Origin of the sequence: Microbacterium sp. str. 'China', assembly GCF_002993305.1 — a bacterium.
GTDB classification, from domain to species: domain Bacteria; phylum Actinomycetota; class Actinomycetes; order Actinomycetales; family Microbacteriaceae; genus Microbacterium; species Microbacterium paraoxydans.
On sequence record NZ_CP027434.1, the window covers coordinates 1,432,155 to 1,455,773 of the forward strand.

Annotated in this window: 21 protein-coding genes; 13 read left to right on the forward strand and 8 right to left on the reverse strand. The window is 70.8% G+C overall.

Annotated elements, in window-relative coordinates:
- Nucleotides 1-46 precede the first annotated feature (46 nt).
- Nucleotides 47-544 carry an OsmC family protein gene (locus C6C15_RS06735; protein ID WP_105949619.1) on the forward strand — a complete coding sequence of 166 codons (498 nt, stop codon included), beginning with the start codon at nucleotides 47-49 and terminating at the stop codon, nucleotides 542-544.
- A 9-nt stretch (nucleotides 545-553) separates the two neighbouring features.
- On the opposite strand, the gene C6C15_RS06740 is transcribed toward C6C15_RS06735, so the two are convergent.
- A complete protein-coding gene (locus C6C15_RS06740; protein WP_060922108.1) occupies nucleotides 554-1,333 on the reverse strand; it encodes a lysophospholipid acyltransferase family protein in 780 nt (259 codons plus the stop codon).
- Between the two features lie 124 nt (nucleotides 1,334-1,457).
- Here C6C15_RS06740 and C6C15_RS06745 point away from each other — a divergent pair, with 124 nt between their 5' ends.
- Together C6C15_RS06745 and dxr are read left to right on the forward strand one after the other, a co-directional pair.
- Nucleotides 1,458-2,420: an FKBP-type peptidyl-prolyl cis-trans isomerase gene (locus tag C6C15_RS06745; RefSeq protein WP_060922109.1), complete on the forward strand. Its 963-nt coding sequence runs from the start codon at nucleotides 1,458-1,460 to the stop codon at nucleotides 2,418-2,420.
- 43 nt (nucleotides 2,421-2,463) lie between these two features.
- Nucleotides 2,464-3,546, forward strand: a complete 1,083-nt coding sequence (dxr, locus tag C6C15_RS06750) for a 1-deoxy-D-xylulose-5-phosphate reductoisomerase (protein WP_105949620.1) — start codon at nucleotides 2,464-2,466, stop codon at nucleotides 3,544-3,546.
- 12 nt (nucleotides 3,547-3,558) lie between these two features.
- On the opposite strand, the gene C6C15_RS06755 is transcribed toward dxr, so the two are convergent.
- From C6C15_RS06755 to C6C15_RS06765, 3 genes are all read right to left on the reverse strand, one after another.
- Nucleotides 3,559-5,175: a Mur ligase family protein gene (locus C6C15_RS06755; protein ID WP_186326327.1), complete on the reverse strand. Its 1,617-nt coding sequence runs from the start codon at nucleotides 5,173-5,175 to the stop codon at nucleotides 3,559-3,561.
- A 91-nt stretch (nucleotides 5,176-5,266) separates the two neighbouring features.
- Nucleotides 5,267-5,941, reverse strand: coding sequence for a YcnI family copper-binding membrane protein (locus C6C15_RS06760; protein ID WP_105949621.1), 675 nt, complete (start codon nucleotides 5,939-5,941; stop codon nucleotides 5,267-5,269).
- A gap of 92 nt (nucleotides 5,942-6,033) precedes the next feature.
- The gene (locus tag C6C15_RS06765) at nucleotides 6,034-6,618 is read right to left on the reverse strand and encodes a hypothetical protein (RefSeq protein WP_105949622.1); all 585 of its coding nucleotides are present in this window, start codon (nucleotides 6,616-6,618) and stop codon (nucleotides 6,034-6,036) included.
- 66 nt (nucleotides 6,619-6,684) lie between these two features.
- On the opposite strand from C6C15_RS06765, the gene C6C15_RS06770 reads away from it, so the two are divergent.
- Nucleotides 6,685-7,998, forward strand: coding sequence for a M50 family metallopeptidase (locus C6C15_RS06770; protein WP_105949623.1), 1,314 nt, complete (start codon nucleotides 6,685-6,687; stop codon nucleotides 7,996-7,998).
- 18 nt (nucleotides 7,999-8,016) lie between these two features.
- Here C6C15_RS06770 and C6C15_RS06775 read toward each other — a convergent pair whose 3' ends face one another.
- Nucleotides 8,017-9,900 carry a chorismate-binding protein gene (locus tag C6C15_RS06775; protein WP_105949624.1) on the reverse strand — a complete coding sequence of 628 codons (1,884 nt, stop codon included), beginning with the start codon at nucleotides 9,898-9,900 and terminating at the stop codon, nucleotides 8,017-8,019.
- Nucleotides 9,901-10,072: 172 nt separating this feature from the next.
- Nucleotides 10,073-10,699, reverse strand: a complete 627-nt coding sequence (locus C6C15_RS06780) for a pyroglutamyl-peptidase I family protein (RefSeq protein WP_060922114.1) — start codon at nucleotides 10,697-10,699, stop codon at nucleotides 10,073-10,075.
- An 81-nt stretch (nucleotides 10,700-10,780) separates the two neighbouring features.
- Here C6C15_RS06780 and ispG point away from each other — a divergent pair, with 81 nt between their 5' ends.
- From ispG to C6C15_RS06795, 3 genes are read left to right on the forward strand one after another with little or no spacing between them, the layout of a single operon-like run.
- Nucleotides 10,781-11,911, forward strand: coding sequence for a flavodoxin-dependent (E)-4-hydroxy-3-methylbut-2-enyl-diphosphate synthase (gene ispG, locus C6C15_RS06785; protein ID WP_025103167.1), 1,131 nt, complete (start codon nucleotides 10,781-10,783; stop codon nucleotides 11,909-11,911).
- 13 nt (nucleotides 11,912-11,924) lie between these two features.
- The gene (locus C6C15_RS06790; protein ID WP_105949625.1) at nucleotides 11,925-12,257 is read left to right on the forward strand and encodes a nuclear transport factor 2 family protein; all 333 of its coding nucleotides are present in this window, start codon (nucleotides 11,925-11,927) and stop codon (nucleotides 12,255-12,257) included.
- Nucleotides 12,258-12,302: 45 nt separating this feature from the next.
- Nucleotides 12,303-13,169, forward strand: coding sequence for a hypothetical protein (locus C6C15_RS06795; protein ID WP_060922116.1), 867 nt, complete (start codon nucleotides 12,303-12,305; stop codon nucleotides 13,167-13,169).
- A gap of 290 nt (nucleotides 13,170-13,459) precedes the next feature.
- Here the strand turns inward: C6C15_RS06795 and C6C15_RS06800 are convergent, their stop codons facing one another.
- Nucleotides 13,460-14,875 carry an RNB domain-containing ribonuclease gene (locus tag C6C15_RS06800; protein ID WP_105949626.1) on the reverse strand — a complete coding sequence of 472 codons (1,416 nt, stop codon included), beginning with the start codon at nucleotides 14,873-14,875 and terminating at the stop codon, nucleotides 13,460-13,462.
- 78 nt (nucleotides 14,876-14,953) lie between these two features.
- On the opposite strand from C6C15_RS06800, the gene C6C15_RS06805 reads away from it, so the two are divergent.
- Nucleotides 14,954-15,724 carry an isocitrate lyase/PEP mutase family protein gene (locus tag C6C15_RS06805; RefSeq protein WP_105949627.1) on the forward strand — a complete coding sequence of 257 codons (771 nt, stop codon included), beginning with the start codon at nucleotides 14,954-14,956 and terminating at the stop codon, nucleotides 15,722-15,724.
- 39 nt (nucleotides 15,725-15,763) lie between these two features.
- Nucleotides 15,764-17,524 carry a proline--tRNA ligase gene (locus C6C15_RS06810; RefSeq protein WP_105949628.1) on the forward strand — a complete coding sequence of 587 codons (1,761 nt, stop codon included), beginning with the start codon at nucleotides 15,764-15,766 and terminating at the stop codon, nucleotides 17,522-17,524.
- Nucleotides 17,525-17,542: 18 nt separating this feature from the next.
- Here the strand turns inward: C6C15_RS06810 and C6C15_RS06815 are convergent, their stop codons facing one another.
- Nucleotides 17,543-18,046, reverse strand: coding sequence for a pyridoxamine 5'-phosphate oxidase family protein (locus C6C15_RS06815; protein ID WP_105949629.1), 504 nt, complete (start codon nucleotides 18,044-18,046; stop codon nucleotides 17,543-17,545).
- 134 nt (nucleotides 18,047-18,180) lie between these two features.
- Here C6C15_RS06815 and C6C15_RS06820 point away from each other — a divergent pair, with 134 nt between their 5' ends.
- The 4 genes from C6C15_RS06820 to infB all read left to right on the forward strand — a co-directional run bounded on the left by C6C15_RS06820 (nucleotide 18,181) and on the right by infB (nucleotide 23,525).
- Complete coding sequence (locus C6C15_RS06820; RefSeq protein WP_105949630.1) at nucleotides 18,181-19,221, forward strand: TIGR00730 family Rossman fold protein; 1,041 nt, start codon at nucleotides 18,181-18,183, stop codon at nucleotides 19,219-19,221.
- A gap of 173 nt (nucleotides 19,222-19,394) precedes the next feature.
- A complete protein-coding gene (gene nusA, locus C6C15_RS06825; protein WP_062634952.1) occupies nucleotides 19,395-20,378 on the forward strand; it encodes a transcription termination factor NusA in 984 nt (327 codons plus the stop codon).
- A gap of 62 nt (nucleotides 20,379-20,440) precedes the next feature.
- Nucleotides 20,441-20,695 (forward strand): YlxR family protein, encoded by a 255-nt coding sequence (locus C6C15_RS06830; RefSeq protein ID WP_082750046.1) that lies wholly within the window; start codon nucleotides 20,441-20,443, stop codon nucleotides 20,693-20,695.
- 94 nt (nucleotides 20,696-20,789) lie between these two features.
- Nucleotides 20,790-23,525, forward strand: coding sequence for a translation initiation factor IF-2 (gene infB, locus C6C15_RS06835; RefSeq protein WP_083371063.1), 2,736 nt, complete (start codon nucleotides 20,790-20,792; stop codon nucleotides 23,523-23,525).
- The last annotated feature ends 94 nt before the right edge of the window (nucleotides 23,526-23,619 follow it).

The window sequence follows — 23,619 nt, forward strand, 5'->3', positions numbered from 1 at the left end:
TCGAGCGCAGAGCCCGGGTGTCGGCGCCGCCTGGCAGACTGGGCGCATGCCAGAGCAGACGACTCCCCGGCCCCTCGGCGAGCACCGCTACGTCCTCACCTCCACCTGGACCGGCAACACCGGGTCCGGCACGAGCGGTTACCGCGACTACCGCCGTGACGTCACGATCGAGGTCGAGGGGAAGCCCGAGCTGCTCGCGTCGTCCGACAAGCCCTTCCGCGGCGATCCGTCGCGCTGGAATCCGGAGGACCTCCTGCTGGCCTCGCTCTCGGAGTGCCACCTGCTGTCCTATCTGCACGCGTGCGTGACGGCCGGCGTGGTGGTCGTGTCCTATCGCGACACCGCGAGCGGCGTGATGCGGGAGAACGGCGCCGGCGGCGGGTCCTTCGTCGAGGTGCTGCTGCGACCCGAGGTCGTCGTCGCCGAGCCGTCGATGATCGAGGCGGCCGAGCGGGCGCACGCCCAGGCGAACGAGTGGTGCTTCATCGCCAACTCGGTCAACTTCCCCGTCCGGCACGAGGCGACGGTGACGGCCGCCGGCTGAACGGACCGCTCAGCGGCGCTCGTGCGGGAGCGCCTGCTTGATCTTCTCGATCGTGTTCTGTGCCGGCGCCTCGTTGTAGGTGCCCGCGAGCTCCTGACCGGAGAGGGCGTGGATCGCGGCCATGATCTCGTCGGTCGCGAGTCGGCGCGCGCGGCCGCTCGTCGCCGGTCCGTGCGGAGACAGATCCAGGGGCTCCCCGAAGCGCACGGTGATCCGCTCGGACAGCGTGGGCATCTTGGCGCCGACCGGCATCACCTTGTCGGTGCCGATGAGTCCCACGGGAACGACGGGGGCGCCTGTCTGCAGGGCGAGGAACGCCACGCCCGTGCGGCCCTTGTACAGCCGGCCGTCGGTGGAACGGGTGCCCTCGGGGTACAGCGCGACGGCGAGGCCCTCGTCGAGGAGCTGACGCTGCAGGTCGAGGGCGTCGAGAGCCGCCTGGCCGGCGCCGCGGCGGACCGGGATCGCACCGATCGCCTCGAAGAACGTCTTGGACGCCCAGCCCTTCACGCCGGTGCCCTCGAAGTAGCTCGACTTGGCGAGGAAGTGCACGGGCCGCGGAGCCGCCACCGGGATGGCGATGGAGTCGATGAACGACAGGTGGTTGCTGGCGAAGATCACCGGGCCGGTGGTGGGGACGTGCTCGCGTCCTTCGATGTGCGGCCGGTAGACGAGCCGGGCGAGCGGGGCGATGAGGCTGCGGCCCAGGGCGTAGGTGAAGCCGGCGTGCCGGGGCTTCGGAGAGTCCTCTGAGGGGGTTTCGGGGTCCACGGACTGCTCAGAGCTCATCAGAGCAGGCTACTCCCGGATCCATGCCGACGTGGGAATGAAGACTCGCGCCGCCGCTTCCCAGCGCGAGCAAAGGGCGATGAGGCAGGATGGAAGCTCCCGCCCGCGATCGTGAGGTCTTCCTGTGCGCACCCGTCCGCTGCTCGTCCTGTCCACCGTCGCTGCGGCGACCCTGCTGCTGGCGGGCTGCTCCGGGAACGGCGATCCGCAGAGCACGTCCTCCCCGGACGCCTCCGGGTCGAGCCAGTGCCTCGTGAACGCGAAGGCCGGCGACACCTCGGACGCCATCGAGGTGGACGGCGAGGGCCTCGACGCCAAGATCACGGTTCCCGACGATGCGGAGTTCGCGAACGTCGAGCGGACCGTCGTGTCCGAGGGCGAGGGAGACGACCTCGCGGCGAACGACCTCGTCTCCGTCCAGTACCAGATCGTCGATGCCGCCAGCGGCGACGTGGTCGACTCGTCGGCGCGCGGCGAGGACGGCACGCTCCCCGTGCTCCTCGACCCGAACCAGTCGTCGCTGTTCGTCGCCGCGCTGGAGTGCGAGCCGGTCGGATCCCGCGTCGTCCTCGCCATCCCCGGCAGCGCGCTCGGTGAGGGGCAGAGCAACATCGTCGTCTACGCGGAGGCCGTCGACCGACTCCCCGAGGTCGCGACCGGTGAGCCCGTCGAGCCGACCGCCGGCATGCCCGAGGTCGAGCTCGACGACGACGGCAAGCCGACCGTCACGATCCCGGACGGCGACGCGCCGACCGAGACGAAGGTCTCCGTCCTCAAGCAGGGCGACGGTGCGACGGTCGCGTCCGGCGACCTCGTGGTCGTCCAGTACCTCGGCGTGAAGTGGTCCGACGGCGAGGAGTTCGACTCCAGCTGGAGCCGCGACGCCGCCCCGGCGCAGTTCCAGACCACGGGAGTCGTCGCCGGGTTCCAGAAGGCGCTCGAGGGTCAGAAGGTCGGTTCGCAGGTTCTCGTCGTCATGCCGCCGTCCGATGGCTACGGTGCGAGCGAGGGGCACGAGCTGCAGGACGAGAGCCTCGTGTTCGTCGTCGACATCCTCGCCACGACTCCGGTCCAGCCGCAGCAGTAGCCGCCGTCCCGGACGGCGCCGGCACGTGTCCTAGGCTGGCGTCATGCGTCGCGTCATCATCCTCGGCTCCACCGGTTCCATCGGCACCCAGGCGCTGGATGTGATCCGTGCCAATCCTCGACGCTTCGAGGTCGTCGGTCTCGCCGCCGGGTCGAACGCGGCGATGGTGGCTGAGCAGGCGGCGCAGTTCCAGGTGGAGCACACCGCTCTCGGCGCGGCGGAGGCGGAGCAGTTGGTCCGCGACGTCGAAGCCGATGTGGTGCTGAACGCGATCACAGGCTCGATCGGTCTGGGATCGACGCTGGCTGCGCTGGAGGAGGGGAGGACGCTCGCCCTGGCGAACAAGGAGTCGCTGATCGTCGGCGGCGATCTCGTGCTGGCCGCCGCAGCCCCCGGTCAGATCGTGCCCGTGGACTCCGAGCACTCCGCTCTCGCGCAGGCCCTGCGCTCCGGCACACACGACGAGATCCGTCGGCTGGTGGTCACGGCCTCGGGCGGGCCCTTCCGCGGGAAGTCGCGCGATGAGCTCAGCGCTGTCACGCCGCAGGAAGCGCTCGCGCACCCGACGTGGAACATGGGACGCACGGTCACCACGAACTCCGCCACCCTGGTCAACAAGGGCCTCGAGGTCATCGAGGCGCACCTGCTGTTCGACGTGCCCTACGACGACATCGACGTCGTCGTGCACCCGCAATCGATCGTCCATTCCATGGTGGAGTTCATCGACGGATCCACCATCGCGCAGGCCTCTCCGCCGGACATGCGTCTGCCCATCTCGCTGGGCCTCGACTGGCCAGACCGGGTGGGTGGTGTGGGCCGCCCACTGGACTGGACCACCGCCACGTCGTGGACGTTCGAGCCGCTCGACGACATCGCCTTCCCCGCGGTGACGCTCGCGAAGGCGGTCGGGAGGGCCGGAGGAACCTTCCCCGCGGTCTACAACGCCGCCAACGAGCAGGCCGTGGACGCGTTCCACGAAGGGCGCCTGCCCTTCCTCGGCATCGTCGATACCGTGCAGCGGGTCGTCGACGCGCACGACGCTCCGGACGCGCTGACCGTGGAATCGCTCGCGGCGGCCGAGGACTGGGCGCGGCGGAAGGCCGACCAGCTCATCGCCGCCGCCTGACGCGGCGCGGGCTCAGTCCTCGTCCGGGTACGGCACGGGCCAGCGCGGCTCCGGCACCGGCCAGCCGGCGGCCTTCAACGCACGCCGGGAGAGCTCGCGGGCGGAGTACGGCGTCCGCACTCCGCGGATGTCGCGGTAGTCCTGGTGGCCGGGGCCGGCCCAGAGGATCGCGTCGCCGTCGCCGACGAGTCCGACGGCGGCGACGATCGCGGCCTCCGGCGGGGAGTACTCGTGGATCTCGGCGCCAGGCCGGGCGCGACGGGCGCCCTCGACGAGCGTCGCGCGGATCGACGCCGGGTCCTCGAACCGCGGGTGGTGATCGGTCACGACGAGGATGTCGCTGCCTTCCACCGCGGTGCGGGCCATGTCGAAGCGCTTGCTGGCGTCGCGGTCCCCGTCGGCCCCGAAGAGCATGAGCACCTTGCCGGGAGTCACCCGTCGCACGGCCGCCAGGGTCTTCTCGAAAGCATCAGGCGAGTGGCCGAAGTCGACGAAGACGGCCGGCCCCCGCGCGCCCGAGACGAGCTGCGTGCGCCCTGGCAGATAGGCGTGGATGCCACCGTCGCGCTGCAGGGCTTCGACGATGCGATCCCAGGCATAGCCGCCTTCGAGCAGCATGACGATCGCGAGCGCCGCGTTCGCCGCCATGTGCGGACCGATCACCGGGACGGTCGTGGTGAGCGTGCCGGCCGGTCCCGTCATCGTGAACGTCGTGCCGGTCGTCCGCTCGTCGTCGATGACGACCACCCAGTCGGCCTGCGCCGCAGCATCGGCGTCGGCCGCGATGGAGGGTGTCCCGACGGTGACGACGGGGATCTCGGAGCGTGCGACGACCAGGGCGCCGGAGGAGGAGTCGAGGCAGACGACGCCGCGCACGGCACGGTCGGGGCGGAAGAGAGGCAGCTTCGCCTCGAAGTACTCCTCCATGTCGGCGTAGTCGTCGAGGTGGTCGTGGCTGAGGTTGGTGAACCCCGCGACGTCGAATCGGATGCCGTCGACGCGGTGCCGGGACAGGGCCTGGGCGCTGACCTCGACCGCGACCGCTTCGACCTCGCGCTCGCGCATGAGCGCGAGGAGGGCGTGCATCTCGGAGGCCTCGGGGGTGGTGAGCCGCGAGACGATGACCTCACCCGCGATGTGTCGTTCGGCGGTGGAGGAGAGCCCGGTGACGACGCCCATCTGGTCGAGGATGCCCTCGAGGAGATGCGAGACGCTCGTCTTGCCGTTCGTCCCGGTGGTCGCGAACAGGAGGGGGAGCGGGTCCTCCGCGCCCGTGCCGTACACCCAGGCGCTCAGCGCGCCGAGCACGCCGCGGGGATCGTCGACGATGAGGATCGGGAGGCCGGCGTCCGCGGCGATGTCGGCACCCGCCTGGTCCGTGATCACCGCGACCGCTCCCTTCTCGGCGGCGGTCTTCGCGAACTCCGCGCCGTGGCGGTTCACGCCGCGGATCGCGACGAACGCCTCGCCGGGACGCAGGTCCGCCGTGGCGAGGGTGATGCCACTGAGAGCGACGCCCTCCACGTCGCCACGCACGGAGCGGGCGAACAGGGAGGCGAGTTCGGACAGCTCGCGCCGGGGCGGGTTCGCCGGGCGGAGCACGGGGGGCAGGGTCGGCTGTTGTTCCATCGACATGTCGTCTCCATGTTCTCACGACGGCGGTGTCGGCTCGGGCGGGTCGGTCCGCCGCGCGCCGGAGCCGGGCGCGGCGGACTGAGGGTCAGGCGCGGCGGCGGAACGCCAGCACCGCGACCACGAGCGCCGCGACGCCAGCGAGGAGGCCGCCGGCGCCCAGGGCGATGCCCAGCGCGTCGTCGCCGTCATCAGCAGTCGCGGGCTGCGGCGCGGCGCTCGTGCCGTGACCGTCCGCGGTGCCGTCGGTGACCGTCACGACAGGCGCGGGGGAGTCGAGGTCGTGCGCGTCCTCACCCTTCTCGGCGAGCTGCGTCCACTCGGTCGCGCCGTCCACGCACTGCTGGACCACCGGGAAGGCGAGCGTCTCGGGCGTGTCCTCGTCCAGGCCCACCGACATGCTCACGGCGCCGCGCAGGTCGGTCGGCACAGGGGTGAGGGCGGTGTACGTGACGGCGCTCACGAGACCGTCGTCGCCGCGCTCGACCTGGATGGTCCAGTCGCCGTCGAGCGTCGGGGCGACCGAGGCGAGGCCGTCCGGCATGGTGATGCGCAGGGCCGTGGTGGGCGAGGTGCCGCAGCCGTGCGAGAACGAGAAGGTCAGCACGCCGTGGTCGCCCGCGGCGAGCTCGTCGGGGCTGACGCTGACGTGCGCCCCGGCCATCGCGGGGACGGCGAGGGCGAGGGCCAGTCCGCCGACGATGCCGGTGGCTCCGAGAAGGGTGCGGCGCGGACGACGGGGACGGATGGTGGTGTTCGACATGGGGTCTCCAGATGCTCGTGTGCGGGCGCGCCGGAACAGCGCAGCCCGGAAGGAAGGGCCGTCGAACGGCGACGGCCGGATCAAGGGACGGCTCAGCCGCCGACGAGCAGCGGAGGACCGCGTCGCGAGACCACGGCGGTCGTCGCGACGTCGAGCGGAGGGAGGAGGGCGGAGCGCAGCGGACGCGGGGGTGCCGGAGGCGTGGAGGCGGGCGTCGCCGTGCGTCGGAGGGCGGCCTGGAACCAGCGGGCGATCGTGCGCAGCACGCTCTCGCCATGCCACAGCAGCAGCGTCGTCGGCAGGGCGGCGACGAGGTGGGCCGACAGCATCAGCGCTCCCGGCCCTGGGGCCGGTGACAGCGAGCCGAGTGCGCTCAGGTCGAGGTGGTGGGAGTGGGCGCCGAGGCCGGGGGCGTCTCCGGCGGTGGGGGCGCCCAGAAGCTGGAAGAGCAGGTGGAACGCGCCCTGCGCCAGGATCACGGCCACCGCGACCCGCGCGCGCGACGACCGCTCGCCGACCACGGCGGCGGAGAGGGGCACGAAGAGCGCGGCGACGGTGGCGATGAGCAGCGGGTGCGGGGCGGCGCCGCCGGCGAGCGTGTGGGAGACGGCCGCGAGGAGCGTGGCGATCGCGGACACGGCGGCGGCGCGGAGGAAGCGCAGCTGCCGGGACGTCATCGTGCCAGCCTAGCGACGCTGCGCGAGCCGGGCGGATTCCTAGGCGGCGGGCAGTAGCGTTGGCCTGTGGAATTCCTGCTCTATCTGGGCGGCATCGTGTTCATGCTGATCGGCCTCGGCCTCTCGATCGGTCTGCACGAGGTCGGCCACCTCGTCCCCGCGAAGCTCTTCGGCGTGCGTGTCGGCCAGTACATGATCGGCTTCGGGCCGCGCCTGTGGTCGAAGCGGATCGGCGAGACGGAGTACGGTTTCAAGCTGCTGCCCCTCGGCGGCTTCATCTCGATGTCGGGCATGTATCCGTCATCGAAGGACAGCGGGCCGGCATCCGGGGCGTTCCGCACGCTCATCCAGGACGCGCGCTCAGCCAACGACGAGACGATCGCGGAAGGCGCGGAGGACCGGGTCTTCTACAAGCTGCCGGTGTGGAAGCGCGTGATCGTGATGCTCGGCGGGCCGCTCATGAATCTCCTGCTGGCCGTGGTCATCTTCACCGTCCTCGTCAGCGGGATCGGTGTGCAGCAGGGCACCACGACGGTCGCGGCGGTGAACGAGTGCGTGGTTCCCGCGTCGTCGACGGCGACCGAGTGCGGGGCCGATGATCCGGAGTCTCCGGCCGCTGCGGCCGATGTGCAGCCCGGCGACGTCCTCGTGTCGATCGACGGGAAGCCGGTGTCGACCTTCGCCGAGGCCACCGCCATCGTCCAGGCCTCACCGGGCGATCCCCTCGCCCTCGTCGTGCGCCGGGACGGCTCCGAGCGGACGCTGACCCTCACGCCCATCGCCGCGGAGCGCACCCTCACGGATGCGAGCGGGCAGCCGGTGCTCGACGACGACGGCGATCCCGTCGTGAAGGAGGTCGGCTACGCGGGGATGATCGCGCAGATGGGCTACGTACAGCAGCCGCTGACCGCCGGACCCCAGCTGGCGGCGGACACCGTCGCCCGGGTCGGCTCGCTGATCGTCACGCTGCCGGTGCGGCTGTGGGACGTCGGGGTCTCGCTCGTGACGGGAGGGGAACGCGATCCGAACGGACCGCTGAGCGTCGTCGGCGTCGGGCGTCTCGCGGGCGAGGTGGCCGCGACGGATGCTCCGGTGCTCAACCGGTTCGCCGTGCTGCTCGGCCTTCTCGGCTCGCTCAACGTCGCGCTCTTCGTCTTCAACCTCATCCCGCTGCTGCCGCTCGACGGCGGGCACATCGTCGTCGCGCTGTGGGAGGGGGTCAAGCGGGCGTGGGCGAAGCTCTTCCGGCGGCCGCCGCCGGCGCCGGTCGACGCCACCAAGCTCGTGCCGCTGACCGTCGTCGTCGCGACGCTGCTGATCGCGATGGGCGCGCTCCTACTCGTGGCCGACCTGTTCAACCCGGTCAAGCTCCTGGGCTGAGCGGTCGGAAGCCCGGCCTCAGGCCAGGGCGTGCGCGGCCAGACGCTCCAGCGTGCGGATGCCGTCGCGGGACAGGATCGATTCGAGGTGGCCCTGCACCGATGCGAAGCCGTCGCCGCGAAGCGCGTAGACGTCCCCGGTCACCGGATCGGCGGAGACCTCGGCCGTGCCCACCGTGGTCATTCCGGGGTCGACCCGCGCAGTGAAGGTGTTGTAGAAACCGATCGAGGCGTCCTCGCCGAACACCGGCACGGCCTTCTGCAGCCCTTGGTGCGGAGCGTCGAGAGGCGTCAACGCGATCCCCATCCGGTCCGCCAGGATCTGGTGGCTCAGGCAGACCGCGAGCAACGGCGAATGCGCCTGCAGGCGGGCCGCCACGACCTCGCGCATCCGGGCGATGCGCGGGCTCGCGCCGTCTCGGGGGTCGCCGGGGCCGGGGCCGGCGACGACGAGATCGGCCGTCTCGACCGCCTCGTCGTCCACCGCGTCCCAGGAGGCGATCCTCACGTCGAGCCCGAGGTGCCGCAGCTGGTGCGCGAGCATCGTCGTGAAGCGGTCCTCGGCGTCGACGACGAGGGCGGAGCGGCCGGAGAACGGACCGGTGAAGTCCTCGCCCTGCGGGTTCAGCCAGAACTCGGCGAGGCGGGCGTTGCGCGAGGAGAGCAGCGCGGCGACGTCCGGGTCGTCCGCGAGACGCCGGGGCTCACCGGGGGCGTCGGCGTCGCTCCGCGCCTCGGCCACACGATCCCGGTCGATCGCGCCGATGGCGCCGAGCACGCCCGCGGCCTTGCCGTGGGTCTCGGAGACCTCGCCGTGCGGATCCGAGTGTCGGACGAGGGTCGCGCCGACGGGCACGCTCAGCTCGCCGTCGTGCAGGTACACGGTGCGGATGAGGATGGGCGCGTCGAGGTCGTGCCCGCCGTCGCCGTTGGGGGTGAACAGCGCGGCCACCCCGGAGTAGTAGCCCCGAGGCTTGCGCTCGTGCCGCCGGATCACGGCGCAGGCGTTCTGCATGGGGGAGCCGGTGACGGTCGGGGCGAACATCGTCTCGCGGAGGATGTCCCGCGGGTCCAGCCCGCTCCGGCCGCGCAGCATGTACTCGGTGTGCGTCAGCCGCGACATCTCCTTGAGATGCGGGCCCGTGATGCGTCCGCCGTCGGCGCAGACGGCGCTCATCATCTTGAGCTCCTCGTCGACGACCATGAACAGCTCCTCGGTCTCCTTGGTCGACGTGAGGAAGTCGGTGAGCGTCTCCTTGGTCGCGCCGCCCGCCGGATGCCGGAACGTGCCCGAGATGGGATTCATGGTGACGATGCCACCGCGGGCCACGACGTGCGCCTCGGGGCTCGCGCCGACCGCGATATGACCGGGGGTGACGACCGCGAACGTCCAATACGCGCCGCGCTCGTGGGCGAGGAGCGCTCGGAACCAGGTGAGCGCCGCGGTGCGCTCATCGGTGTCGACGGTCGCGGTGAAGTCGCGGCGGATGACGAAGTTCGCGCCCTCGCCGCGGCCGATCTCGTCGGCGATCACCGTCTCCACGATCGCGGCGTACTCCTCGTCCGCGATGTCGAAGCCCTCGTCACGCAGGGGGACCGGGGACGAGGGGAGCGCGTCGAGCACGGCGGCGGTCGGCAGGTGGAGGTGCTCCGCCACGACGAGGCAGCGCAGCGGGGCGCCGTCGTCCTGAGCCACGAAGCCGCGCTCGCGGACCTGTCGATACGGGACGAGCGCGAACACCTCCCGCGGCTCTCCGTCGACGGTCAGCGGGATGTCGGCGAGCAGCTCGACGTCGGTCACGTCGCCGGTGAGCAGCTCCACGGTGTCCGTGCCGTCCCGGGCGATCAGCACGAAGGACGCGGTGGGATCGGCGCTGAGCTCGTCGAGGCGAGAGAGGGTCATCGATGTCTCCTGTGCGAGGGCTCCGGCTCGGCGCAACGAAAAGACCGCCCCGGAGGCGGTCTGGATTCGAGGGAACGCGAACACACCGCCTAGGAGGCGGGCCACCAGGTGATGTGCGCGATCATTGGGGCGAAACTACCACACCCCGCCCTGCCGGCCGGGCGGCGTGACGTCACCAGAGAGAGCCGCCGGTTCCCGCTTCTTCGTCGTCGAGGCAGTGATCCACGAGCAGACGCACGCCGCGCGCGATCTCCTCGTCGTCCAGGTGCGGAGCGCCAGCCGGCGCGGTGCTGCGGGACCAGGGCAGATGAACGAAGCCGGCGGGCACGGGCGCGGGAACGGCGGAGAGCGCCGTGTACAGCACGTGGTTGCACACGTACGAGCCCGCGGAGAGCGAGAGGCGTGCGGGGAGACCCGCATCGGCGAGCAGGCGCACGAGGCGCTTCACGGGGAGGGTGGCGAATCGGGCGGCCGGACCGTCCGGATCGCTGCGCTGGTCCACCGGCTGCGCGCCGTCGTTGTCGGGGATCCGCGCGTCGATCAGGTTCAGCCCGACCCGCTCGACCGCGATCCGATCGCTTCCGCCGGCGAGACCCGTGCACACGACCGCGTCGGGGGAGTGCTGGGCGATCCGCTCCCGCAGGAGCGCGGCCGATCGGGCGAACGACACCGGCAGCGTCGCGACGACCAGGTCGTGAGGGCCGTCGTATCCGGTGGCGACCGTCTCCACAGCCTCCGTCGAAGGATTGCGGGCCGCGCCGTCGAACGGATCGAAGCCAGTGAGGAGGATGACCGCCATGCCCTCAGCGTAAGCGCCCGCATCCAGCCCTTCTGCATCCTGGCGGCGTAGGCTGGGATCGTGCCAGCAGTGAATCTTGGGATGCCGAAGGTCCCCGAAGTCCTCGCCCCGCGTCGCAAGTCCCGCCAGATCAAGGTGGGCAAGGTGCTCGTCGGCGGCGATGCGCCCGTCAGCGTGCAGTCGATGACGACGACGAAGACGACCGACATCAACGGGACGCTGCAGCAGATCGCGGAGCTCACCGCCTCGGGCTGCGAGATCGTGCGCGTCGCCGTTCCCTCGCAGGACGACGCCGATGTGCTGCACATCATCGCGAAGAAGAGCCAGATCCCGGTCATCGCCGACATCCATTTCCAGCCGAAGTACGTCTTCCAGGCGATCGACGCCGGGTGCGCGGCCGTGCGCGTCAACCCGGGGAACATCCGCAAGTTCGACGACCAGGTCGGCGAGATCGCCAAGGCCGCCAAGGACGCGGGCGTCTCGCTCCGCATTGGCGTGAACGCCGGATCGCTCGACCGTCGCCTGCTCGAGAAGTACGGCAAGGCCACGCCGGAGGCCCTCGTCGAGAGCGCGGTCTGGGAGGCGTCGCTGTTCGAGGAACACGACTTCCACGACTTCAAGATCTCGGTCAAGCACAACGACCCGGTCGTCATGGTCAAGGCCTACCGTCAGCTCGCCGAGCGGGGCGACTGGCCGTTGCACCTCGGCGTGACCGAGGCAGGCCCGGCCTTCCAGGGCACGATCAAGAGCGCGACCGCCTTCGGCATCCTGCTGGGAGAGGGCATCGGCGACACCATCCGCGTGTCACTGTCCGCCCCGCCGGCCGAGGAGGTCAAGGTCGGTCACCAGATCCTCCAGTCCCTCAACCTCCGAGAGCGCAAGCTCGAGATCGTCTCGTGCCCCTCGTGCGGTCGGGCTCAGGTCGACGTGTACACGCTCGCGGAAGACGTCACCGAGGGGCTCAAGGAGATGACGGTGCCGCTGCGCGTCGCGGTCATGGGCTGCGTCGTGAACGGCCCGGGTGAGGCACGCGAGGCCGACCTCGGTGTCGCATCCGGCAACGGCAAGGGCCAGATCTTCGTCAAGGGCGAGGTCATCAAGACCGTCCCGGAGGCCGACATCGTCGCCACCCTCATCGAGGAGGCGAACCGCATCGCCGCCGAGATGGGACCGGACGCTCCGCTCGGCACCGCCCAGGTCGTCACCGCCTGAGCCGAGGAGCGCCATGCCCGACTTCCTCCTGCCCGCACCGGTCCAGGCCATGATCGACGCGATCAACGCCGGAGACACCGAGGCCTTCGTCGCCGCGTTCACGCCGGACGGCTTCGTGAACGATTGGGGCACCGTGAAGACCGGTGCCGACGGCGTGCGCGGCTGGGCGGACAGCGATGCGATCGGCGCCGGGGCGCGGATGGACGTGCTCTCGGCCGCCACGGACGGCGACACGACGCGCATCCGCTTCGGCTGGCGCAGTCGCGTCTTCAACGGCGAGTCCGAGGGGATCTTCGTCGTCGACGGCGACCGGCTCGTCAGCTTCACGATCCCGCCGTCCCACTGACACCCGGTGCCCCGTCGGCTCCGCCGCCCCTTTCCGAGGAGACCCATGACCACGCCCACGATCGTCACCTTCCCGGACGGCACCCTCCGCGGAGACGCCGTCGTGACCCGCGTGGCGGACGACGCGGACGGGACGGTGATCGTCGTCGACGCCACCCCGTTCCACCCCGTCGATCACACCTGGCCCGATCAGCCAGGCGACACCGGCGCGATCTCCGGCGAGGGCGGATCCGTCCGCGTGACCGAGGCGCTCATGGCTGCGGTATCGGACGACGGCGAGTTCGCAGTGGGCAGCGAGATTCCTGTCAAGCGCGGGACCGAGGGGTGGACGTGGCTGGTCGCTCACCGGCTGGAGGGCGCGGCGCCGGCGTGGCTCGCAGAGGGGGCTCGCGTGGTGCTCTCGGTCGACGAGGAGCATCGCGTCGGCCTCAGCCGCGGTCACACCGCGTGCCACCTCGCCTCCCTCGCCCTGGACCTCGCGGTCGCCGACCTCTGGCGCAAGGACCCGGGGGACGATGCGTTGGGAAATCCGGACTTCGAGGGACGCGCGAACCAGTCCAGCCGCATCCACGAGGACGGTGCGGTCGACGAGTACCGCCTGGGTAAGAGTCTGCGCCGTGCGGGCTTCGACACGGAGACGTTCGCGGCCACGCTGGCGGACCGCGAGCAGCGCATCAACGCGCAGCTCGCCGCGTGGGTCTCCGCGGCTGCCGCGAGCCGTATCGAGGTGGACGGGCCGACCATCGTCGACCGACGGCGCTGGCACTGCGACCTCCCCCAGGGCGAGGCCGTGATCCTCTGCGGCGGCACACATGTCCGTTCCCTTGCGGCGTTCGCCGCCATCACGGTGGCTCTGGAGCTGTCCGACCCCCAGCTCCTCGTGATGACGACGACCGCGACTCCCGCCTCCTGAGCCCTCGCCCGGCTCAGGCGTTCGCGCGAGGACAGGCGCCAGCGCCCGGTGTCGCCTGTTGTCGCGTGACTGCCTGTTCCCGCGATGAGGTCAGCGCACGAACCCCGCCTGCACCCGACCACCTGCGAGTTCCAGTTCCTCGCCGACTCGCGCCGCGAACCCTTCGTCCCGGGAGGCGCCGACGACCGGCGCCCCTCGGGCTGACGCTGTGCCGGATCAGGCGATCGCGGCGGCACAGGCTCTCGTACCGGGAAGCGCCTGATCCGGCGTCCTCGCCTGATCCGGCGGAGTCAGACAGCGAGCTCGATCTCGCCCGTCGCGATGTCCACGCGCACGACGTGCAGCGAGACCACGTCCCCGGGTCTCGTGTCGGGGGTCACCGGCGCGGTCGTCGTCACTGCAGGCTCCGCGATCTGGACGGCAGCCCGCTCGCCCCGGAGCTCGATGACCGTCGCCTCGACCGTCTGTCCCACCAGGGGAGTGAGCAGTGCGGCCTCGACGCGGTTCACGGTGTCCGCGTCCAGCTGCGACGCCCGTCGGCCGGAGTCCTGCATGAGCGCGGGGAGGTCTCCGAGCGAGGAACGCACCCACTCCGGCACGGGCTGCCCTGTCGAGACGGCGAGGCAGATGGTGAGGACCCAGCGGTCGACGAGCCGGCGGAGCGGCGCGGTCGCGTGCGCGTAAGGGGCTCCGATCGCGGCCTGCACGGCGTCGGCGGGCGGCTCCCCGTCGAACACGAGGTACCCGGCTCCGCGGAACAGCGACGCGGCGGCTTCCAGCACGGGAAGGGTCATCGGGTCGGAGCGGTCGAGCCCCCGCAGATACTCGCCGTAGGTGCCCGTGATCCACGGGCGCCCGAGCGCCTCCGTCTGGTGGCGGAAGGCCGCGAACGCCGTCTCGTCGGGTTCCGGCATCGTGCGGAGGATACCGACGCCCGCGTCGATCATGAGCGCCGCGGCCGCCATCCCGGTCATGAGCGAGAGCTGCGCGTTCCACTCCTCGACGGGCAGCGGGCTGCGGCGCTCGATCGCATAGGAGCCGTCGTCGGTGCGCACGACCTCCTCGTCCGGGACGTTGAGGCTGGCGCCACCGCGGAGGCGCTCCTGCTCGAGGCGGAGGGCGCCGATCTCCGGCAGCAGGGCCGCGAGACCGCCGTCGCCCCGGTCCAGGGCGTCTTGCGTGGAGACGTAGTCGAGCTGCGCGCGGGACCGGATGAGGGCGCGCTCCAACCGGAAGTCAGTCACGGTGCCCGCGGCATCCAGCGTGAACGTCCACACGAGAGCGGGACGGTTGACATCGGGGAGCAGGGAGGCGCGGTCCTCGCTCAGCACCGGCGGATGCAGAGGGATCGTGCCGTCCGCGGCGTACAGCGTCTGTCCCCGCCGGCGCGCCTCCGCGTCCACGGCGCCTCCCGGTACGACGAACCCGGGCACGTCCGCGATGGCGTACCGCACCCGATAGCCGTCGCCGTCGCGCTCGAGGTGGAAGGCCTGGTCGAGGTCACGGGCGCCCGCCGGGTCGAGGGTCGCGAACGGGATGTCCGTGAGGTCGAGCTCCGGGGTCGTCGCCGACGCCGCTTCCGCCTCCGCGAGCACGTCGGCGGGAAACGCGGTCGGCGTGTCCAGGGCCTCCCGCAGCGCGGAGAGCGCCGCGGCGAGCTCGGTCTGGGCGGCGGAGGGGGCGACATGCGAGCGGCGCTGGGGCATGCCGCCAGCCTAGGTCGAGCACCGGGACGATCCGCTGCAGCCGGCCCGCGTGCCCGCACCGGCCGCTAGCGTGGGGACATGACCACTGCTACCAAGGCCCAGACCCTCGTCGGACTCTATGACGCCCCGGAGATCCTCCGCGTGGTGAACGTGTGGGATGTCGTCTCCGCACGCGCCGTCGCCGCGCTGCCGGAGACGAAGGCGATCGCCACCGCCGGTCACGGCATCGCGGCGTCGTTCGGCTACGACGACGGCGACACCCCGCGCGACGTCATGCTCGACATGGTCGGACGGATCGCGGCGGCCGTGTCCGTTCCCGTCACCGCCGACCTGGACGACGGCTACGGCGACGCGGGGGAGACCACCCGGCTCGCGATCGCGGCCGGCGTCGTCGGCGCGAACGTCGAGGACCGCCTCAAGCCGCTCGACGAATCGGTCGCCGTCGTCGAGGCCATCGTGAAGGCTGCGGAGTCCGAGGGCGTGCCGTTCGCCCTCAACGCCCGCACCGACGCGTTCGTGCGGGCCGGGTCGCGCCCCGTGGAGGAGAGCGTCGCGGACGCGATCCAGCGCGGGCGTGCGTTCCTCGATGCGGGTGCCACTGCGGTGTTCGTCCCCGGCATCCTCGACGCGAACGTCACTCGACAGCTCGTCGAGGGCATCGGAGAGCGCAAGGTCAGCGTGATCGGCATCCCCGGCGCGCTCGCTGCCTCCGAGTACGAGAAGCTCGGCGTGGCCCGCATCTCCTATGGCCCGCTGCCGCAGCGAGTGGCGCTCACGGCCCTGCAGGAGCTCGCCGAGAGCCTCTACGGCGGCGGTGTCGTGCCGCAGGGACTCCCGGCCCTCAACTGAGCGACGAGGCGGGTGACCGCGGCTCACTACACTTGAGCCGTGGTCACTCGTCTTTCGAACTTCTTCCTCCGTACGCTCCGCGAAGATCCTGCCGGTGCCGAGGTCACCAGTCACAAGCTGCTGATCCGCGCCGGGTACATCCGACCGCAGGCGGCGGGCATCTTCGCGTGGCTGCCGCTCGGCCTGCGCGTCAAGGCGAAGATCGAGACCGTCATCCGCGAGGAGATGGCCGCCGCGGGTGCGCAGGAGGTGCACTTCCCCGCGCTGATGCCGCGCGAGGCGTACGAGGCCACCGGGCGCTGGGATGAGTACGGCGATCTGCTGTTCCGCCTCCAGGACCGCAAGGGCGGGGACTACCTGCTCGCGCCGACGCACGAGGAGGCGTTCACGCTGCTCGTGAAGGACCTGTACTCGTCGTACAAGGACCTGCCGCTGACGATCTTCCAGATCCAGGACAAGTACCGCGACGAGGCCCGGCCGCGCGCCGGGCTCCTCCGCGGTCGCGAGTTCACGATGAAGGACGCCTACTCCTTCGACGCCTCCGACGAGGGGCTGGACGCGAGCTACCAGGCGCAGCGGGACGCCTACGAGCGCATCTTCCAGCGGCTGGGCCTCGAGTACGCGATCGTGCAGGCCGACGCGGGGGCCATGGGTGGTTCGCGCAGCGAGGAGTTCCTGCACCCGACCCCCGTGGGCGAGGACACGTTCGTCCGCAGCGCCGGCGGCTACGCGGCCAACGTCGAGGCCTTCGCCACGCCCGTCCCGGCTCCGGTCCCGTTCGACGCCGACGGCGCCCCCGTGATCTTCGACTCTCCGGACACGCCGACCATCGAGACGCTCGTGGCGCACTGCAACCGCGAGCTCGACGGCGAGTACACCGCGGCCGACACGCTCAAGAACGTCGTCCTCGCCCTGAAGCACCTCGACGGCACCCGCGAGCTCGTGATCGTCGGCATCCCCGGCGACCGCGAGGTGGACGAGAAGCGCGCAGAGGTGGCCTTCGCGCCGGCCGAGGTCGAGACCGCCACCGCCGAGGACTTCGAGAACAACCCGCTCCTGGTGAAGGGCTACATCGGTCCGTGGTCACCCACGGGTGCCGTGCTGGGCGAGGAGTCCGCGACCGGCATCCGCTACCTCGTCGACCCCCGCGTGAGTGAGGGCACGAGCTGGATCACCGGTGCGAACATCGACCAGAAGCACGCGCACTCGGTCGTCGCCGGACGCGACTTCGAGGCGGACGGCATCGTGGAGATCGCGAACGTGCGTGCCGGCGACCCGGCGCCCGACGGCTCCGGTCCGGTCGAGCTCGCCCGCGGCATGGAGATCGGTCATGTCTTCCAGCTCGGACGGAAGTACGCGGAGGCGCTCGGCCTCAAGGTCCTCAACGAGAATGGCAAGCTCGTCACGGTCACCATGGGGTCGTACGGCATCGGCGTCACGCGGATCCTGGCGATCATCGCGGAGCTGAACAACGACGACAAGGGCCTGATCTGGCCGGCCTCGGTCGCGCCGTTCGACGTGCAGGTCGTCGCCGCCGGTCGCGACCAGGTCGCCTTCGACGTCGCGGAAGACCTCTCGGTTCAGCTCGAGGCCGCTGGGCTCGACGTGCTGTACGACGACCGTCCGAAGGTGTCGCCGGGGGTCAAGTTCGGCGACGCCGAGCTCGTCGGGGTCCCGAAGATCGTGATCGTCGGTCGCGGTGCCGCCGACGGCCAGGTCGAATTCTGGGACCGTCGCACGGGCGAGCGCGAGGCGGTCTCGGTCGCCGAGGCCGTGGAGCGGCTCTCCGCCACACGCTGACCCGGCGCCCCCGGTCGCTCAGCAGGTGACGCGGCCGTGGTTCATGATGTCGTCGTCCGGGGTGTCTCGGGTCACCAGTGCCTTGAGCGCCCCGGCGGCCATCGCCACCTTGCCCTTCGCCGGTTCCCAGAACTCGGCGACGACCGGGGTCACCGTGAGCAGGGCGATGCCGGGGGTGTCCAGCCCGTCCTCGAACCAGATGTCGAGGGAGGGGGAGTAGAGCTCCTCCATCTTCGCGCGATCGTGGACGATCTCGGCGGTGCCGGCGACGGACACGTAGCGCATGCCCTTGGCGTCGCAGTAGGCGAGACCGACATCGTGGTGACGGCGCGCCTCCTCGACCTTCTCCGTGTCCTCCGCCGTGAAGAACCAGATGGCACCGTCGTCGTCCATCTGCCTGGTCGACATCGGCCGGCTGACGAGGTTCCCGTCCGGGTCGGTGGTGGTGAGCATGGTGAAGTCGATGTCCTCCACGAGCTCTTTGATGCGGGCGAGGGCCTCGGGTCCGGTGATCTCTGTCATGTCGCCATCGTGGCGTCATCGCCGACCGAGGGCACGGGCGTTGACACCGTGTCCTGCCCGTGCTGCGGAGCGCGGCGGTGCGGATCCTCGGCGTTGCGTCCCGCCGGCCGGGTGCCGCGTGGGACGCTGGGGACATGACCGAGGAACCGCTGCCGGCCGCTCTGAGCGACGAGATCAACCATGTGCTGGACGAAGCGGGGGTGTCCTCGGACCGCCGGCTCGTGATGCGGATGCTCCGCACGGCGCTGCTCCTCGGTGAGGACGACACCGACCGCCTCGACCTCAAGATCGCCTCCGCCGCGCTGGCCGAGATGCGCGATGCCTTCCGCCTCTTCGCTCCGTTCCGCGGGGTGCCGAAGGTGACCGTCTTCGGCTCCGCGCGCACCCGCCACGACGACCCGCTGTACCTGCAGGCGCGGGATGTCGCCGCGGCGCTCGCGAGCGACGGCTGGATGGTCGTCACGGGCGCCGGCCCCGGGATCATGCAGGCCGCCGCCGAGGGGGCGGGGCCGGCGCTGTCGCTCGGCGTCTCCATCCGGCTCCCCTTCGAGGAGAAGGCGAACAGCCTCGTCGCGGGAAGCGATCAGGTCGTCGCGATGAAGTACTTCTTCACCCGCAAGCTCATGCTCATCAAGGAATCGAGCGGCTTCATCTGCCTGCCCGGCGGGTTCGGCACGCTCGACGAGATGTTCGAGCTGCTCACCCTGCAGCAGACCGGGAAGGCCGAGCCGACGCCGATCGTGCTGCTCGATGAGAAGGGCGGATCATTCTGGCAGGGCATGCGGCGCTTCGTCGACGAGCACCTCGCCCCGATGGGGGTGATCTCCCCGGGGGACTTCGATCGCGTCGTCATCACCGACTCGGTCGAGGAGGCCCGCGCCGAGATCACCGGGTTCTGGCGCAACTACGACTCGCTGCGGTGGGTGGGGGACACGCTCGTGCTGCGACTCAAGGCCGAGCCGACGGACGCCGAGATCGAGGAGCTCAACACCGCCTTCGCCGCACTCCTGTCGACCGGGCGGATCGAGCGCACGGCTCCCCGGTCCCCGGAGGTCGCCGACGACGACCGGCTCGACCTCCCGCGCCTCGCCTTGCACCTGGACCAGCGTCAGGTGGGCAACCTCTTCCGGCTCATCGCCGCCCTCAACGCGCTCCCGTCCGCGCCGAAGCTCTGACCCCCGCAACAGGCTCCCACGCGGGTTCAGGCTGTTCTCGCGGTGAGCGCCTGCTGTCGCGCGATGGCCTGTCTCCGCGAGGACTGGATGGCCCGGGGGTGCGGCACACGGTATCGTTGTACGGATGTCGCGCGTGCATTCGGGCGCGACGAGAGCTGAATAGGGAGGCCGTCATGGACATCGAACTGAGTCTGCTGCGAGGGATCGAGAAGGAGAAGGCGATCCCGTTCGACGAGCTCGTCTCGATCATCGAGCAGGCGATCCTGACCGCATACTCCAAGCACGTCTCGCCCGACGGTGCCACGCCCGAGGGTGTCCGCGTGCACCTCGACCGCAAGACCGGCCACGTCGCCGTCCTCCAGGTCGTCCGCGACGACGAGGGCGCGATCATCGGCGAAGAGGAGGCGACGCCGGACGACTTCGGGCGCATCGCCGCATTCGCCGCCAAGCAGGTCATCAGCCAGCGCCTCCGGGACATCGCGGACGACGCCGTCCTCGGGGAGTTCAAGGGCAAGGAGGGCGACATCGTCGCCGGCGTGATCCAGCAGGGGCCGAACCCGCGCATGATCCACGTCGACCTCGGCTCCGTCGAGGCGATCCTCCCGCCCGAGGAGCAGGTGCCCGGCGAGGAGTACGCGCACGGGTCCCGGCTGCGCGTCTACGTCACCAGCGTCGCCAAGGGGCTCAAGGGTCCGCAGATCACGGTCTCGCGCACGCATCCCGGGCTCGTCCGCAAGCTGTTCGCGCTCGAGGTGCCGGAGATCGCCGCGGGGCTCGTCGAGATCGTGGCGCTCGCCCGCGAGGCGGGCCACCGGACCAAGATCGCGGTCAAGGCGAACGACCCGGCGATCAACGCCAAGGGCGCGTGCATCGGCGAGATGGGGCGCCGTGTGCGGGCCGTCACGGAGGAGCTGGCGGGGGAGAAGATCGACATCGTCGACTACGACGCCGACCTGCCCACGTTCGTGGCGCACGCGCTGTCGCCCGCCAAGGTCACGAGCTCGTTCGTCCTCGACGCGAGCACCAAGGCCGTCCGTGCCCTCGTGCCGGATTACCAGCTGTCGCTCGCCATCGGCAAGGAGGGTCAGAACGCACGTCTGGCCGCCAAGCTCACCGGCGCCAAGATCGACATCCAGCCGGACAGCGTCCTCGACTGAAACCTGTCCGTCCTCGACGCCACGCCCGGTGGCGGCGAGGACGGACGGAACGCAGGTGTAAGATGGAACCCGTACGAACGTGCGTCGGTTGCCGCACGCGTGCTCCCCGCTCCACTCTGCTCAGGGTGGTTGCCCAGAACGACACCCTCGTCCCCGATGAGCGTGCTGTCCTGCCGGGGCGTGGCGCGTGGGTGCATCCGACACCCGAGTGCATGGAAGCCGCTCTGCGGCGTCGCGCTTTCGGAAGAGCACTGCGTGTGACCACTCAGCTGGATACACGGATCTTCGAACAGCACCCACCAAGAAACAAAGGCTGAACAGCTATGGAAACAAAGTGAACGGCTCGAAATGAGACCCGTCCGCGACTAGTGGTCTGCCCTGTCTGGGCAGACCGACCCAGACAGGAGAATTGTGGCTGGTAAACCACGCGTACATGAGATCGCCGCCGAACTCGGCGTCGACAGCAAGGTCGCACTTGCGAAGCTCAAGGAACTCGGCGAGTTCGTGAAGAGCCCGTCCTCGACGGTCGAGCCCCCGGTGGCGCGCAAGCTGCGTGCCGCGATCGAGGCCGACCCGTCCCTCAAGGCGGCCTCCGAGCCCGCTGCGGCGAAGCCCGCCGCGAAGCCGGCACCGAAGTCCTCGGCGCCCACCCCCGGTCCGAAGCCCGGCCCCAAGCCGGGTCCTGCCGCTCCGGCCGCACCCGCCCCGAGCCCGGCGCCCGCCCCCGCGGCGGAGAAGGCTCCGGCGCCGTCGGCGCCCGCGAAGCCGTCGGCTCCGGCTCCGGCCGCACCGTCCTCGGGTGACGGCAACGCGCCGAAGCCCGGCGCGCCCCGCCCCGGCAACAACCCCTTCTCGTCCGCCCAGGGCATGGGCCAGCGTCCCGCCGGTCCTCGTCCCGGCAACAACCCCTTCGCCTCGGCGCAGGGGATGGGCCAGCGGCCGACCCCCGGGAACATCCCGCGCCCGCAGGCGCCCCGTCCCGGCGCTCCGCGCCCGGGTGCCCCTCGTCCCGGCTCGCCGCGACCCGGTGCACCCCGCGGCGGTCAGGGTGGACGTCCCGGTGCTCCGTTCCAGCAGCGTACGGGCGGCCCCGGTCGTCCCGGCGGTGGTGGCGGTCCCGGTGCAGGTCCCCGTCCCGGCGGTGGTTTCGCCGGCCGTCCCGGTGGCGGCGGTGGCCGTGGCCGCGGTCCCGGCGGTGGTACCGCAGGCGCTTTCGGTAAGGGCGGCGGCAAGAGCAAGCAGCGCAAGTCGCGGCGGGCGAAGCGGCAAGAGTTCGAGATGCGGAGCGCCCCGGTCGTCGGTGGCGTCAACGTCACCCGCGGCAACGGGGAGATCATCCGCATGCGTCGCGGCGCGTCCATCGCGGACTTCGCCGACAAGATCGAGTCCCTGACCGGCTACACCGTGCAGCCGGGCACCCTCGTCACGATCCTCTTCAACCTCGGCGAGATGGCCACGGCCACCGAGTCGCTGGATGAGGCCACGTTCGAGGTCCTCGGTGAGGAGCTGGGCTACAAGGTCCAGATGGTCTCGCCCGAGGACGAGGACAAGGAGCTCCTCGAGGGCTTCGGTCTCGACCTCGAGAAGGAGCTGGAGGAGGAGAGCGAGGACGACCTCGAGATCCGTCCCCCGGTGGTCACCGTCATGGGTCACGTGGACCACGGTAAGACCCGCCTTCTCGACGCGATCCGTCAGACCAACGTCATCGAGGGTGAGGCCGGCGGCATCACCCAGCACATCGGTGCCTACCAGGTCTGGACCGAGCACGAGGGCATCGAGCGGGCGATCACGTTCATCGACACCCCCGGTCACGAGGCGTTCACCGCCATGCGTGCCCGTGGTGCGCAGGTCACCGACCTGGCGATCCTGGTGGTCGCGGCCGACGACGGCATCATGCCGCAGACGGTCGAGGCGCTGAACCACGCTCAGGCGGCGAACGTGCCGATCGTGGTCGCGGTGAACAAGGTCGACAAGCCTGAGGCCAACCCGGCCAAGGTGCGTCAGCAGCTCACCGAGTACGGTCTGGTGGCCGAGGAGTACGGTGGCGACGTCATGTTCGTCGACGTGTCGGCCAGGGCGAACACCGGTATCCAGGAGCTCCTGGACGCGGTGCTGCTCACGGCGGACGCCGGTCTCGACCTGACCGCCAACCCGAACAAGGCCGCTCGCGGTGTCGCCATCGAGGCGAAGCTCGACAAGGGCCGCGGTTCGGTCGCGACGGTGCTGATCCAGTCCGGAACCCTCCGGGTCGGCGATGCGATCGTGGCGGGCACCGCTTATGGCCGCGTCCGCGCGATGATCGACGAGAACGGCGAGATCGTCGAGGCGGCCGCACCGTCTCGTCCGGTCCAGGTGCAGGGTCTGAACTCCGTGCCGCGCGCCGGCGACGTCTTCATCGTGACCGAGGAAGACCGCATGGCCCGTCAGATCGCGGAGAAGCGCGAAGCCGTCGAGCGCAACGCCCAGCTGGCCAAGGCCCGCAAGCGCATCTCGCTCGAGGACTTCACCCGTGCTCTCGAAGAGGGCAAGGTCGAGTCGCTCAACCTCATCATCAAGGGTGACGTCTCCGGTGCCGTCGAGGCGCTGGAGGAGTCGCTCCTCAAGATCGAGGTCGACGACTCGGTGCAGCTGCGCATCATCCACCGCGGTGTCGGTGCGATCACCGAGTCCGACGTGAACCTGGCGACGATCGACAACGCGATCATCGTGGGCTTCAACGTCCGCCCTGACACGAAGGCGCGTGAGCGCGCCCAGCGTGAGGGTGTGGACATCCGCTTCTACTCCGTCATCTACAACGCGATCGAGGAGATCGAGAGCTCGCTCAAGGGCATGCTCAAGCCGGAGTACGAAGAGGTCCAGTCGGGTGTCGCCGAGATCCGCGAGGTGTTCCGCTCCTCGAAGTTCGGCAACATCGCGGGTGTCATCGTCCGGTCCGGGACGATCACGCGGAACGCGAAGGCCCGCGTCATCCGCGACGGCGTCGTCATCGCCGATGGTCTGGCCATCGAGTCGCTGCGCCGGTTCAAGGACGACGTCACCGAGGTGCGGACGGACTACGAGGCCGGTATCGGCCTCGGCAAGTACAACGACATCCAGGTCGGCGACGAGATCGAGACGACCGAGATGGTGGAGAAGCCGCGCGGCTGATCCGCACGACTGCGGCGGCTGCCTCCTCCTCCCGTGACGGGGGAGGGGGCAGCCGCCTCCGCGGTTCGCTGGGAGCCGCGATGCACAGAGGTGG